At 73.0% G+C, this 12,707-nt stretch carries 12 protein-coding genes; 8 read left to right on the forward strand and 4 right to left on the reverse strand.

All coding sequences use genetic code 11. The annotated features are described in order from the left end of the window. Nucleotides 1-509 (forward strand): 2-hydroxyacid dehydrogenase (locus ACILSK_RS21750; protein WP_395729280.1); only part of this gene is annotated, 509 nt, incomplete at its 5' end. A gap of 30 nt (nucleotides 510-539) precedes the next feature. Here ACILSK_RS21750 and ACILSK_RS21755 read toward each other — a convergent pair. Together ACILSK_RS21755 and ACILSK_RS21760 are read right to left on the reverse strand one after the other, a co-directional pair. Further along, entirely contained in the window at nucleotides 540-1,493 is a 954-nt protein-coding gene (locus tag ACILSK_RS21755; protein WP_395729281.1) for a S1C family serine protease, read from the reverse strand. Nucleotides 1,494-1,574: 81 nt separating this feature from the next. Continuing rightward, a complete protein-coding gene (locus ACILSK_RS21760) occupies nucleotides 1,575-2,207 on the reverse strand; it encodes a GDSL-type esterase/lipase family protein (protein WP_395729282.1) in 633 nt (210 codons plus the stop codon). A 73-nt stretch (nucleotides 2,208-2,280) separates the two neighbouring features. On the opposite strand from ACILSK_RS21760, the gene ACILSK_RS21765 reads away from it, so the two are divergent. Continuing rightward, nucleotides 2,281-3,366: an Rv2578c family radical SAM protein gene (locus tag ACILSK_RS21765; protein ID WP_395729283.1), complete on the forward strand. Its 1,086-nt coding sequence runs from the start codon at nucleotides 2,281-2,283 to the stop codon at nucleotides 3,364-3,366. Nucleotides 3,367-3,457: 91 nt separating this feature from the next. Here the strand turns inward: ACILSK_RS21765 and ACILSK_RS21770 are convergent, their stop codons facing one another. Together ACILSK_RS21770 and ACILSK_RS21775 are read right to left on the reverse strand one after the other, a co-directional pair. Further along, entirely contained in the window at nucleotides 3,458-4,129 is a 672-nt protein-coding gene (locus tag ACILSK_RS21770) for a TMEM175 family protein (RefSeq protein WP_395729284.1), read from the reverse strand. A gap of 129 nt (nucleotides 4,130-4,258) precedes the next feature. Beyond that, a complete protein-coding gene (locus tag ACILSK_RS21775) occupies nucleotides 4,259-6,109 on the reverse strand; it encodes a DEAD/DEAH box helicase (RefSeq protein ID WP_395729285.1) in 1,851 nt (616 codons plus the stop codon). A gap of 469 nt (nucleotides 6,110-6,578) precedes the next feature. Between ACILSK_RS21775 and ACILSK_RS21780 the strand changes: the two genes are divergently transcribed. From ACILSK_RS21780 to ACILSK_RS21805, 6 genes are all read left to right on the forward strand, one after another. Beyond that, nucleotides 6,579-6,935, forward strand: a complete 357-nt coding sequence (locus ACILSK_RS21780) for a YciI family protein (protein ID WP_395729286.1) — start codon at nucleotides 6,579-6,581, stop codon at nucleotides 6,933-6,935. Further along, nucleotides 6,881-8,185, forward strand: coding sequence for an RNA polymerase sigma factor (locus ACILSK_RS21785; RefSeq protein ID WP_395729287.1), 1,305 nt, complete (start codon nucleotides 6,881-6,883; stop codon nucleotides 8,183-8,185). Before ACILSK_RS21780 ends, ACILSK_RS21785 begins: the two co-directional genes overlap by 55 nt. Nucleotides 8,186-8,282: 97 nt before the next feature. Then, nucleotides 8,283-8,531, forward strand: a complete 249-nt coding sequence (locus ACILSK_RS21790) for a YdeI/OmpD-associated family protein (protein WP_395729288.1) — start codon at nucleotides 8,283-8,285, stop codon at nucleotides 8,529-8,531. Between the two features lie 43 nt (nucleotides 8,532-8,574). Beyond that, nucleotides 8,575-9,252 carry an LON peptidase substrate-binding domain-containing protein gene (locus ACILSK_RS21795; RefSeq protein WP_395729289.1) on the forward strand — a complete coding sequence of 226 codons (678 nt, stop codon included), beginning with the start codon at nucleotides 8,575-8,577 and terminating at the stop codon, nucleotides 9,250-9,252. Nucleotides 9,253-9,291: 39 nt separating this feature from the next. Continuing rightward, on the forward strand, nucleotides 9,292-10,350 hold the full coding sequence (locus ACILSK_RS21800) for an LLM class flavin-dependent oxidoreductase (protein WP_395729290.1): 1,059 nt from the start codon (nucleotides 9,292-9,294) through the stop codon (nucleotides 10,348-10,350). A 331-nt stretch (nucleotides 10,351-10,681) separates the two neighbouring features. After that, nucleotides 10,682-12,586, forward strand: a complete 1,905-nt coding sequence (locus ACILSK_RS21805) for an Hsp70 family protein (protein WP_395729291.1) — start codon at nucleotides 10,682-10,684, stop codon at nucleotides 12,584-12,586. Nucleotides 12,587-12,707: the final 121 nt, after the last annotated feature.

Consider the following 12,707-nt stretch of genomic DNA (forward strand, 5'->3'; position numbering starts at 1 on the left):
TCGGCATCCTCGGTTACGGACGGATCGGCAAGGCCGTCGCCCAGCGCGCCCGGGCGTTCGACATGCGGGTGCTGGCCACCTCCCGCAGCGCCACCCCGGGTACCACCGCGGACGGTGTCACCTTCGTCGACACCGAGACCCTGCTCGCCGAGAGCGATGTGGTGTCGGTGCATACCCCGTTGACGCCGCAGACCCGGCATCTGATCGACGCGGCCGCGCTGCGCGTCATGAAGCCCGGCGCCTATCTGATCAACACCGCACGGGGCGGTGTCGTCGACGAATCCGCGCTCGTCGCGGCGCTGCGCGACGGGCACCTGCGCGGCGCGGCGCTGGACGTCTTCGAGGGGGAGCCGACGGTGAACCCGGAGCTACTCGACGCCCCCGGGCTCGTGCTCACCCCGCACACCGCCAGCGCGGGCGAGGCGACCCGGGACGCGATGGGCATGCTGGCCATCGACAACGTCGCCGCGGTGCTGGCCGGGAAGCCACCGCTGACGCCCGTCGGCTGAGCCGCCGGCCCGCACGAGCCGCCGGCCCGCTTACAGCTCCGTCGGCACGGCGATCACGTCGACCATCGCGCCACGCCGCCACACCGTGATCGGCAACGGCCGGCCGATGGCGTCGTCGAACAGCAGCCGCTGCATCCCCTGCGCATCGGTGACCGGCTTCCGGTCGGCGGTCAGGATCAGGTCGCCGGCGCTCAACCCGCTGCGGTGGGCGGGGGAGCCGGTGACCACCTCGACCACTCGAACGCCCTTGCGGCGGCCCACCTTGGCGGCCAGGTCGGGGGGCAACGGGGCCGGCGCGCTGACCAGCCCCAGGTAGCCCCGGCGGACCCGGCCGTACCGGATCAGGGCACCGACGATCCGCCGGGTGGTCGCGTTGATCGGCACGGCCAGACCCAGCCCGACCCCGGCGACGGCGGTATTGATGCCGACCACCCGGGCGGCGGAGTCGGCCAGGGCCCCGCCGGAGTTGCCCGGGTTGAGCGCGGCGTCGGTCTGGATGACGTCCTCGATCACCCGCGCGGTCGCCCCGGAGCGGGTCGGCAGCGACCGGCCCAGCCCGCTCACCACCCCGGCAGTCACCGAGCCGGCCAGACCGAGGGGGTGACCGACGGCGACCACCAGTTGACCCACCCGCAGACTGTCGGCCTCGCCGAGTTGCACCGGAGCGACGGTGAGCGTCGATCGGGCCCGCACCACCGCCAGATCGGACAACGGGTCGGCGCCGACCACGTCGACCCGCGCGTCGCTACCGTCGGCGAACTCCACCACCCCGTGCGTGGCCGGACCCACCACATGCGCATTGGTCAGCAGGTACCCGGTCGGGTCCGGGACGGCGTCGGGAGTGAACAGCACGGCCGAGCCGGACCCGCCACCACGCCGCGAGCCGGGCGGGCCGGCCACCGACAGTGCGGCGACCGACGGCACCAGGGCGGCGGCCACCGACGAGACGACGCCCGAATAGGCGTCCAATGCGACCTCGTCCATCCGGACCCTCCACGCCGTGCGTGCGCCCATTCAACGTCGCCGAATCGCGCCGCGGATCGGGTTACGCCATCGGCGTAGCGGTCAGGCCCAGGGTGCGGTCCACCGGCCGTTGAACAGGCCACCGAGCCAGGCGTCCCAGGCCGGCCGCACGAGGTCGGCGAGCAGCGCGTAGCCCTCGCCACCGGGGTGCGCGCCGTCACCCTCGAACACCTCGCGTCGCCAGGTCGGGTCCGGCCGCAATGCGGGCAGCACGCTGACGTACGGCACGCCGCGCCGCTGGCACAGTGAGGCGAACAGCCCGTCCAGCCCGGCGATGCGATCGTTGGAGGATTCGTCGTCGACCGGGGGCGGCCCGATCACGAGGGCCGGCCAGCGGGCATCCCGGCAGTGCCGGAGCAGCATGTCCAGGTTGGCCGCCGAGTACGGTGCGGCGATCCGGGGCCGGCCGCCGACCAGGGTGGTGTCGTTGACCCCCATCGAGACGACCACCCCCGGGTCGCAGCCCGTCGGCAGCCGCGCGCCACACTCGGCGGGGGCACGGCGCAGCACGTCGGCGGTGGTGTCCCGACGCACGCCGAGGTTGTAGGTGGTCAGCGGCCGGCCGCCCTGATGGGTGCTGGCGGCCAGGCGCCCGACCCAACCGAGGTGCTCGGGGTCGCCGACCCCGGCGACCAGCGAGTCACCGAGGAAGCACACCCGCACATCGATCCCCACCGCTCTATCCGATCAGACGCGCGGTGGCGTGCCGGTGTTGACCCGCCCGACGAACATGTGTTCGTATAGGACGATGAGGTGGCAGGACCAGGAGTTGGCGACCGAGGATCCGGGCGCCCTACCCGGGCTGGGCCGGTTGGCCGGCCTGGTCCGGTCGGTGCGGACACCCGAATTCGCCGGCGTCACGTTCCACGAGGTGCACGCCAAGTCGGCGCTGAACCGGGTACCCGGCGGGTCACCGATGCCGTTCTCCTGGACCGTCAACCCCTATCGCGGGTGCACCCACGGCTGCGTGTACTGCTTCGCCCGCAAGTCGCACACCTATCTCGAGCTCGACGCCGGACACGACTTCGACACCCAGATAGTCGTGAAGTCGAACGTGGGATCGGTGCTGCGCAAGGAGGTCTCGTCACCGCGGTGGGGCCGCGAGCACGTCGCCATGGGCACCAACACCGACCCGTACCAGCGAGCGGAGGGCCGGTACCGGTTGATGCCGGAGATCATCGGCGCGCTGTCCGACACCGGCACCCCGTTCTCCATCCTGACCAAGGGCACCGTCCTGGCCCGGGACCTGCCGTTGCTGACCGAGGCCGCCCAACGGGTTCCGGTCGGCATCGGGGTGTCGCTGGCCCTGCTGGACCCGGAGCTGCAGGCCACCCTGGAGCCCGGCACGCCGGCGCCGAAGGCCCGGCTGGAGCTGGTCCGGCGCATCCGGGAGGCCGGCCTGCCCTGCGGCGTCTTCGTCGCGCCGATCCTGCCGTACCTGACCGACTCGTCCGAGCAGCTCCACGACCTGCTCCGGCACCTGGCCGACGCCGGGGCGACCGGGGTCACCGGGATCCCGCTGCATCTGCGGCCGGGCGCCCGGGAGTGGTTCTTCGGCTGGCTCCGCCGGACCCGCCCGGACCTGGTCGGACACTACGAGACGCTCTACGCCCGAGGCGCGAACCTGCCCGCGGAGTACCGCGCCGAACTGTCCGACCGGGTCCGGCGGATCAGCGCGGAGGTGGGCATCGGGGCCGGGGCCGACGGGCAGCTGGCCGGGCGGAAGCCGGTGCGCGGGGTGCCGGGGGACCGGGCGGCGTCGTTCCCGGCGGGGAGCCTGCCCGCCCGCGCGCTGCCGGCGGAGACCGCGGTCGCCGCGCCGACGCTGTTCTGATCCCTCCCGGCCGATTCGTCAGTTCCCCGACAGCCGTGGCCGCGTGGTGGACGAACGCGGTCCAGGGGAGGCCGGCGACGCGTCGTCGTGCCTACGCCGCGGTGTCGTCGGCGTCGGCGTCGGCGGCCTCGGCCGCCTGCCCCCCATGACGCGCCGTCCACGCACCGGCGGCGGGCCCGAGCACGAACAACGAGGCCCACGAGTACTGGGCCACCGTCGGGCTGACCAGGTAGGCGATCGGGATCGACAGGATGAAGACGGCCGGCAAGACCGCGGCGCCGGCCCAGTGCCAGCGGCGCTGCGCCGGCGACCGTCGGCGGTGTCGCAGGTCGGCCAGGTCCGCCTGATCCTCCATGTAGTGGTGCATCAGCGACGTTCCGGCGATCACCACCGCATAGACCGAGACGGGCAGGGGCAGGTCGCCGAGCTTGCCCATGGCCTCGGTGGCGAACGGGATGAGCACGACGCCGAACATCGACAGGCAGCTGAGGAGGATGATCCGGCCGTTCATCGCCGCGAGCGCGGCGACGGCCTGGTGACTGCCCCGCCAGAAGGACACCACCACGGCAAAGCTGATGGCGAAGGCCATCAAGGACTTGCCGTTGGCCGCCCAGAGGGCGGGCAGGCTGGCCCACGCTTCCGGGCTGAAGTCGTCGACCGTGGTGATCAGCAGCGTGACGGAGAAGGCGTAGATCGCGTCGAAGAAGGTGACGGCCCGGGCGAACTCGACACCCTCCCGGTCGTAGCGGCGATCGGTCGGCATACCGCCTCCCCACGGTCAACGCTGGCGAGGTGTCGTGCGTGCCCGGCCCTCGCGATCTGGACTGTCGCGGAGCATCGCACAACCCGGTCGGACGCACCCTTCCGGGCCGCGGCACGCCGGCGGGTCCGGTCAACGACCGGCGCGATACCCCCGCGAGCCGCGGTGCTCGTATCCGTGCTCCCCGCCGGCCGGACCGGCCTTGCGCGGCCCGTGCGAATCACGCTGACCCGCCCACGGGCGCCGCCCCTGCTGGTCGTCCCGGTCGGGCTCGATGCGCAGCGAGCGGCCGCTGACCTTGGCGTTGGCGATCCGGCCGAGCGCGGCCGGGGACAGGTCCGCGGCGATCTCGACGGTGGAGAAGGTGTCGAAGATGTCGATCTTGCCCAGGTCCTTGCCGTTGACCCCGCCCTCGCCGGTGATGGCGCCGACGATGCCGGCCGGCCGCACCCCGTCCCGATGGCCGACCGCGACGCGGTAGCGCCGGCCGAACGGCGGGCGGGCCGCCCGGCCCGGCCGATCGGAGGTCGGTCGGGGCCGTTCGCCGGCCGCCGAGCGCACCTTGGTCTTGCGGTCCTTTTCGAAGGACGCCGGCTCGACCGCCGGGGCCCGCTCGATGCCGTCGTCACCGGCGGCCAGCGCCAGCAGCGCGGCGGACAGCTCCTCGGCGGTGACCTCCGACTCGGCGAGCAGGTCGCGGATCAGGCGGTTCTGCCGGCTCAGCCGGCCGACGTCGAGGCGGGCCAGCGCCTTGCGCAGCACGATGGCCGCCTTGTGCGCCGTCACCTCGTCGGCGCTCGGCGGGACGATCTGCTCCAGCGTGCCGCGGGTGGCTCGTTCGATGGCCCGCAGCCGGCCCATCTCCCGGGGGGTGAAGAACGTCAATGCGGTCCCGGTGCGGCCGGCCCGGCCGGTGCGGCCGATGCGGTGCACGTACGCCTCCGGTTCGCCGGGGGCGTCGAAGTTGACCACCAGATCGATCCGGTCGACGTCCAGGCCGCGGGCGGCGACGTCGGTGGCCACCAGCACGTCCAGGCGACCGTCGCGCAGCCGCTCGATGATCTTCTCGCGTTCCTTCTGCGGGACGTCTCCGTTCATCACCGCGGCCGTCACGCCGCCGGCGACGAGGTCGGCCCCGACCTGGTCGCAGGCCTCCTTCGTGCGGACGAACACGATGGCCGCGTCGCCCTCGGTGACCTGCAGGAACCGGGTCAGCGCGTCGACCTTGTCGCGGAACGGGACCACGGCATAGATCTGGCGCACCGAGTCGACCGTCGACGACTGCCGGGAGACGGCGATGTCGATCGGGTCGGTCATGTGTTTGGCCGCGATCGACCGGATCGCCGGCGGCATCGTGGCCGAGAACAGGGCGGCCTGACGTGAGTTCGGGGCGTCGGACAGGATGCGGTCCACGTCCTCGGCGAAGCCCATGCGCAGCATCTCGTCGGCCTCGTCGAGCACCAAGAAGCGCAGCCCGGACAGGTCCAGGGTGCCGCGCTCGAGGTGGTCGATGATCCGGCCGGGGGTCCCGACGACGACCTGGGCACCGGCCCGCAGCGCGGCCCGCTGCGGCAGGAAGCCGGTGCCGCCGTAGACGGCGACCACCGAGACGTCGGGCAGTGCGGTGGCGAACGAGGAGATGGCGTCGGCCACCTGGACGGCGAGCTCCCGGGTCGGGCACAGGACCAGGGCCTGGACGCCGGGGGTCGAGTCGATCGCGGCCAGCAGCGGCAGGCCGAAGGCGGCCGTCTTGCCGGTGCCGGTCTGCGCGACGCCGGTGATGTCCCGGCCGGCCAGCAGCGCCGGGATGGCCGCCGCCTGGATGGCGGTGGGGGTGGTGAAACCCAGGTCCTTGACCGCGCGCAGCAGCGTGCCGGGCAGGCCCAGCTCGTCGAAGCCGGGCGGGGCGGCGGGCGGTCCGGCGTCGGTCTGGATCGATTCAGTATCGAGGGTGTCGGAGGTCGGAACGGTAGGCAGGGACATCAAATAAACCCAATCACTCGAAAGACTGGAGCCTGGGAAGCCGAACCGTCGGTGGTTGGCCCGGTCGCAGTTCCCGAATGATGAACAATCCGTCGTCGAGAAGGCGCGACTCACTCCGTGTAACCGGTCCATGATAGCCGACCGCCGAACGGGCGCTCGCCGACCGGGTCCATCGCAAGGCCGGCCGCCGGGGTTGATCGTGCGTCCCGCACCCCTCCGCCACCGTTGATCATGGCGAACTCTGTACGACACGCCGACGACTCGCCGATCTGGCGGCAGAGAACGCCATGATCAACTTCGTCCGGGGGCGCGCGGGAGACCACGGATGGCGTCGACCCCGCCGTGAGCGCAAGAATCTCATCGGAGCCTGTCGAATTGCTCCGGGGTGGTCCGTCTGGAGTGATGTCCGGCGCCGACCCCGGCGCGGCGGGCCCGCAAGGGCCGGCTCCACAGTCGAAGGAGAACCGCGATGGCCAAGTACCTGCTGCTGATCGTCGAGGCCGAGGAGGCCTACGCGAGCGCCGGCGAGGCGGAACTGAACGAGGTGATGGAGGCGCACAACGCCTTCGCGGCCGAGGTCGGCGCGCTGGGCGCCGAGTTGTTGGGCGGGGAGGCCTTGCAGCCGACACCGACGGCGACGTATCTGCGCAAGACCCGCACCGATGACGTGCATATCGTGGACAATCCGGCGCCCGAGCTCAAGGAGGTCGTCGGCGGCTACTACCTGATCGAGGCGCCGAACGACGAGGTGGCCCTGGCGGCGGCCAAGCGGTGCCCGGCCGGTTTCGGGCACGTCGAACTCCGGCCGATCTGGAGCTTCGGCTGACCGACGGCAGCGGTCCGCCGGACGCGCGGCAGGCGGCGGCCCGGGCGCAACGGGAGCTGTCCGGCCGCGTCCTGGCCGTCACCCTGCGGTCGGTCCGCGACCTGGACATCGCCGAGGAGGCGACGGCCGACGCCTTCCTGCTCGCGCTGCAGACCTGGCCGGAACGCGGCGTTCCCGACTCGGTCGAGGCCTGGTTGGTCACGGCCGCGCGGCGGCGGGCGATCGACCGGATCCGGTCCGCGCAGGCGGCCCGGCGGGCGCTGATCCGGGCTGCGGGTGGTCTGCGTCAGGTCGACCCGGCCGACGTGAGCACCGAGGTCGGGGTGATCGGCGACGAGGACCTGCGGCTGGTCGTGCTGTGCTGCGATCCGCGGATCGCCGAGTCGGACCAGGTCGCGCTCACCCTGCGGCTGGCCTGCGGGGTGCCGACCGCGGCCGTCGCCGCCGCGTTCCTGGTCGGCGATTCGACGATGGCCGCCCGGCTGACCCGGGCCAAGAAGAAGCTGGCGGCGGCGGGCCCGAATCTGGACCTGCCCGACGACGCGACGGTGGACGCCCGCCTGCCGGTGGTGCGGCGGGTCGTCTACCTGGCCTTCACCCTGGGGCACACGGCCGGGTCGGGCCCGGCGCTGGCCGACGACGACCTGGCCGACCGGGCGCAGTATCTGGCCACCGCGCTGCGCGTGCTGCGGCCGGCCGACGCCGAATTCACCGGCCTGCTCGCACTGATCGTGCTCACCCGGGCGCGGACGGGCGGCCGGTTCGACGAACACGGCGGGCAGGTGGTGCTGGCCGATGCCGACCGCGGCCGGTGGGACCGGGAACTCGTCCGGCGGGGACTGCTGCTGACCCGGGCGGCGCTGGCCGGTTCCCGCTCGCACCCCGGACCGATGGCGTTGCAGGCCGCGATCGCCGCCGAGCACGCCATCGCGCCCGGCCTGAGCGCGACGAACTGGCGCCGGGTGGTGGACCTCTACGGCGCGCTGCTGTCCGTCGAACCGTCACCCACGCTGGCCCTGGCCCGGTGCGTCGCGGTGGCCCAGCTGTCCGGACCGGCCGCCGGGCTGCGCGATCTGGACGAGGTGCTGGCCGTCGGCGGACTGGAGCGCTATCCCTACGCGCACGCCGCCCGGGCCGGTCTGCTGGATGCCCTCGGGCGACGGCCAGAGGCGCGCGCCGCCTGGGCGAGCGCGGCCGAATTGGCCCGGACCGATGCCGAGCGAACATTCTTCGCCCGCCGGGCCGGGTGATCCTGGCAGGTCCGGCGGACATTGGGCAGACTTGGTGGGGCGAATGATCAACTGCGGTTGGTCGACGAGGCCGATGATCGACGAAAGGGGATCGACGATGATCACTGACAAGGGTGTCGCGGTGCCGGAGGACATGGCGGCCGTGCTCGAGGCGGACCAGGGCGTGCTGGACGCGTTCCAGGCTCTGCGCCCGGACGACCAGCGGGTCTACGTGAACTGGGTCGGTGCCGGGCAGGGCGCCGGCGGGCGCAAGGAGCGGCTCGCCGGGCTCGGCGAGCACGTCAAGGCCTATCAGCGCCGCCCGGCCGAGGAGCACGGCTCGCCGCATCCACTCCTGGACGTCTGACGGCGCGCCGGTCGGCAGCGGGCGCCGTCGTAGATTGGGGCGGGTGACGACCATCACACTGCCGATCTTCCCGTTGGGTACCGTGCTGTTTCCCGGCGCCCGGCTGCCGCTGCGCATCTTCGAACGTCGCTATCGCAGGCTGATCGAAGAGGTGCTGGAGCGCACCGACGGCGCCCGCGAGTTCGGGGTGGTCGCCATCCGGTCGGGCGTCGAGGTCGGCGGGCACGGGGTGCAGAGCCTGTACGAGGTCGGCTGCATCGCCGAGATCCAACACATCCAGCCGTTCACCGACGGCACGTTCGACGTGATGACCCGGGGGACCCGCCGGTTCCGGATCCACCAGGTGTACCCGTCGGCGCCGGACCGGGCGGATCGGGCGGACCTGGAGTTTCTGGCCGACCCGCCGTCCATGCGCAGCCGTGACCTGGCCGCCCGGGCCACCCGGCTGTTCCATCGCTACCGCCGCGCCGTCCTGCAGGCCCGGGGTCTGGATCCGGAGACGCCGTTCGCCATCCCGGAGGAGCCGGTGGACTGCGCCTACACGATCGCCGCCGTCGTCGCGCTCGACCTGACCGATCGGCAGCGGCTGCTCGAGGCGGCCACCGTGGACGATCGGCTGATCCAGTTGACCGATCTGCTGAACCGGGAGGTCGCCATGATCGGCCGATTGTCGACCCGGGCGGGGGAGGAACTGGCCCGGGGGGCGTACTCGCCGAACTGACCGGGAACACGCGGGCCCCGCCGTCGGTTGTCACTGAGCGTGAGTAACAAATCCTTGACCACGTCCGACGGCATCCGGCTCTCCGTGCTCGACCTGGCCGGCGTGGGTATCGGCTCCTCCGTCGGTGAGGCCCTCGAGGCCACCACCGCGCTCGCGGTCCGGGCCGAGGAGCTCGGGTACCACCGGTTCTGGGTCGCCGAACACCACGGCATGCCCGCGGTGGCGTCGGCCGCGCCGGCCGTCCTGCTCGCCCACCTGGGCGCGCGCACCTCCACCATTCGCCTGGGTTCCGGCGGGGTGATGCTGCCCAACCATGCCCCGATGGTCGTCGCCGAGCAGTTCGGCACGCTGGCGGCGCTGCATCCCGGCCGGATCGATCTGGGGCTGGGCCGGGCGCCCGGTTCGGACCAGCTGACGGCCTACGCGTTGCGGCGGCGGATGGACCCGTCCGGCCCCGACGATTTCGCCGACCAGATCGCCGAGCTCGTCCATTTCATGCAGGACGACTTCCCCGCCGACCACCCGTTCGCGGCGATCCGGACGACCCCGGCGATCCCGGTTCCGCTGTATATCCTCGGTTCGTCCGACTACGGCGCCCGGCTGGCCGCCAAGCTCGGGCTGCCCTACGCGTTCGCGCACCACTTCGCCGGCGCGGGCGGTAACACCGGGGCGGCGCTGGACCTGTACCGGTCGTTGTTCCGGCCGTCCGCGGTGCTGGCCGAGCCGTATCCGATGATCGGGGTGAGCGCGCTGGCCGCGGACACCGAGGAACAGGCCCGCTACGAGGCCCGCTCGGGCGCGCTGTCCATGGTGTTGCTGCGAACCGGCCGGCTGCAGGAGATCCCGACCCCGGAGCAGGCGGCGCAGTACCCGTACTCGCCCGCCGAGCTCGACCTGGTGCGGGCGATGGGGCGGACCGAGGTGGTGGGGTCGGCCGATCAGGTGGCCGCCGGGCTGGACGAGCTGGCGGCGCGCTTCGGGGTGCGCGAGATGATCATCTCGACGCGGGCGCACGGCCTGCCGGCCAAGCTGCGTTCGATGGAGCTGATTGCCCAGGCCTATGCCGATCGGCCCGCGGCGGTGCCGGCGCGGCGCTGAGGCGGGACCGGACCCGGCCCCTCCGGACCCGGCCCCTCCGGCCACGGCCCCTCCGGCCACGGCCCCTCCGGCCACGGCCCCTCCGGCCACGGCCCCTCCGGCCACGGCCCCTCCGGCCGCGGCCCCTCCGGCCGCGGCCCCCCGGCGAGGGCCGAACCGGCATTGCGCATCTGGGGACGGTGGTGCATCACCCTGGTTCACCCGGCGGCGATCGGCACGCTCGGATTCCGCAGTGCCGGTATCTACCGGGGTCCGCCGGCGCTCTGACCTCCAGGGACGTTTCCGCTCGCACCGCGCGGCCGGGGTCCCGGCATGGCCTCGGGTGGGTGAGATGTACACGCTGGCACTGGATTTCGGTACGACCTTTACCGCCGCGGCGGTTCTCGGGGCGGACGGCGTGCCGGCGATGGTCGGGCTGGGTAACCGGGCGATGCAGGTTCCGTCGACGGTGTTCGTCACCGAGGGTGGTGCCGTGCTGGTCGGCGAGGCGGCGGAACGCGCGGCGGCGGCCGACCCGGGTCGGGCCCGGCGCGAGATCAAACGCCGGATCGGCGACGACGTGCCCATCCTGATCGGCGGTTCGCCCTATTCCGTCGGGCACCTGGCCGGCCGAGTGATCGCGTGGGCGGTGGACCGGTGCCGGGAGCGGTACGGCGAACCGCCCGCCGACCTGGTGCTCACCCATCCGGCCACCTGGCGGCAGTTCAAGATCGATGTCCTGCATCAGGCGGCCCTTCAGGCCGGTATCGACGACGTCACGCTGTGCCCGGAACCCGTTGCGGCAGCGACGTTCTACGCGTCCCACGCGCGGGTGGAGGTGGGCAACCGGCTGTGTGTGTACGACCTCGGTGGCGGCACCTTCGACGTGTGTGTGGTGGAGAAGACGACCGCCGGTTTCCGGGTGCTCGGCACCGCGGGCGGTCTGGATCAGCTCGGCGGCATCGACTTCGACGAGGCCGTCTTCGAGCGCGTCCTTGCTGAGCTAGCCGTCGAGAACCCTGACCTGGTCGATGTTCTCGCGCCGGCGGAGCTCGGTCGGTTGCGACGGGACTGCGTCGAGGTCAAGGAGGCGCTGTCCTCAGACGTCACCGCCGTCGCTTCCGTTCTCCGCGACGGCCGGTCGATCGGTGTGCGGATCACCCGGTCCGAGTTCGAGGACATGATCCGTCCGGCCGTCGCGCTGACGCTGGAGGCGACCGGCCGGGTCCTCGCTGCGGCCGGTCTGCAACCGGCCGACCTGTCCTCGTTCGTGCTGGTCGGCGGGTCGTCGCGAATTCCGCTGGTGGCCGAGTCGCTGGTCGGGGAATTCCGCCGACCGATCGCGCAGGACACGCACCCCAAACACGACGTGGTGCTCGGGGCCACCCTGCTGTCCCCGGCCCGCGGGGCGCGGGCGGCCGAATCGGCCGCGACGGTTCCCACCGCGCCGGCGCCGGCGGCGACGGGGCGGGGTGGGCACCGTCCGCGGCGGCGCCGATCGACCGCCCTGCTCGGGGTGTCCGCAGCGGCCGTGCTGGCCCTCGGCGGGACTGCGTCCTGGGTGGTGTTCGGTGTCGACCGGAGCTCCGCCGCGGTGGTGGACCAGGCCGTCGGCTCCGGCGAGTCCGCGCCCGGCAGCACCGCTGCGTCCGGCAACACCGCCACGTCCGGCGGGACCGCAACGTCCGGCAGCACCGCAACGTCCGGCAGCACCGCCGCGCCGACGAGCGGGTCCCCGTCGCCGTCGTCGCCGGTGACGTCAGCCTCGACCGCCGGCACCACGCCGACGTCCCCGGCCGTCCCGCCACCGGCCGGGATGGACCAGGTCACCGCGGCGTTCCTGACCACCGTGTGTGCGGCGGGCCACGACATGAACGCATGGATGGTGCCGGCCTACTCCGACTTCGCGAATGTGCGCGCGGCCCAGGACGCCTACGTGCTCGCCTATGCCGGGCGGGCGTCCGTCGCCCAGCGGGCGGCGGCCACCCTGCAGGGCCTGTTGCCGGCGACGATCGCCGCGGGACGCGTCGACGGGGCAGCCACAGCCGCGAACATGGGCCGGCTCGCACAGATCCTCGGCGACGGCTCGGTGTCGCTCCGAACGATCGAGCCGCGCACCACCCAGGACATCGACGATGTCGCGGCCGAGATCAACCGGAAGGTGGGCCTGGGTGGGTCGGTGCTCAGCGCTTCGGTGCTGACTGCCGACGAGCAGGGTTGGCTGGAGACGCTGCCGGGTTGCGGTGCGTTGCGCTGAACCAAGGCTCTGCGCGACATCCGGCGCCTCAGGGGGCGGATGAGCTGTCTGCGGACAGTGCGGCCGGCGTCTGACCGTTGCCGCGAACACTCGGCGGCCGCGGTGCGGCAACCGCCGTCCC

The sequence above is a fragment of the Nakamurella sp. genome (assembly GCF_044224575.1).
GTDB lineage: Bacteria > Actinomycetota > Actinomycetes > Mycobacteriales > Nakamurellaceae > Nakamurella.

What these genes read in the sequence shown, in the direction of transcription:
- ACILSK_RS21755 (WP_395729281.1), bottom strand. Translation starts at nt 1,493, where the DNA reads ATGGACGAGGTCGCATTGGACGCCTATTCGGGCGTCGTCTCGTCGGTG.
- ACILSK_RS21765 (WP_395729283.1), top strand. Translation starts at nt 2,281, where the DNA reads ATGAGGTGGCAGGACCAGGAGTTGGCGACCGAGGATCCGGGCGCCCTA.
- ACILSK_RS21770 (WP_395729284.1), bottom strand. Translation starts at nt 4,129, where the DNA reads ATGCCGACCGATCGCCGCTACGACCGGGAGGGTGTCGAGTTCGCCCGG.
- ACILSK_RS21775 (WP_395729285.1), bottom strand. Translation starts at nt 6,109, where the DNA reads ATGTCCCTGCCTACCGTTCCGACCTCCGACACCCTCGATACTGAATCG.
- ACILSK_RS21780 (WP_395729286.1), top strand. Translation starts at nt 6,579, where the DNA reads ATGGCCAAGTACCTGCTGCTGATCGTCGAGGCCGAGGAGGCCTACGCG.
- ACILSK_RS21790 (WP_395729288.1), top strand. Translation starts at nt 8,283, where the DNA reads ATGATCACTGACAAGGGTGTCGCGGTGCCGGAGGACATGGCGGCCGTG.
- ACILSK_RS21805 (WP_395729291.1), top strand. Translation starts at nt 10,682, where the DNA reads ATGTACACGCTGGCACTGGATTTCGGTACGACCTTTACCGCCGCGGCG.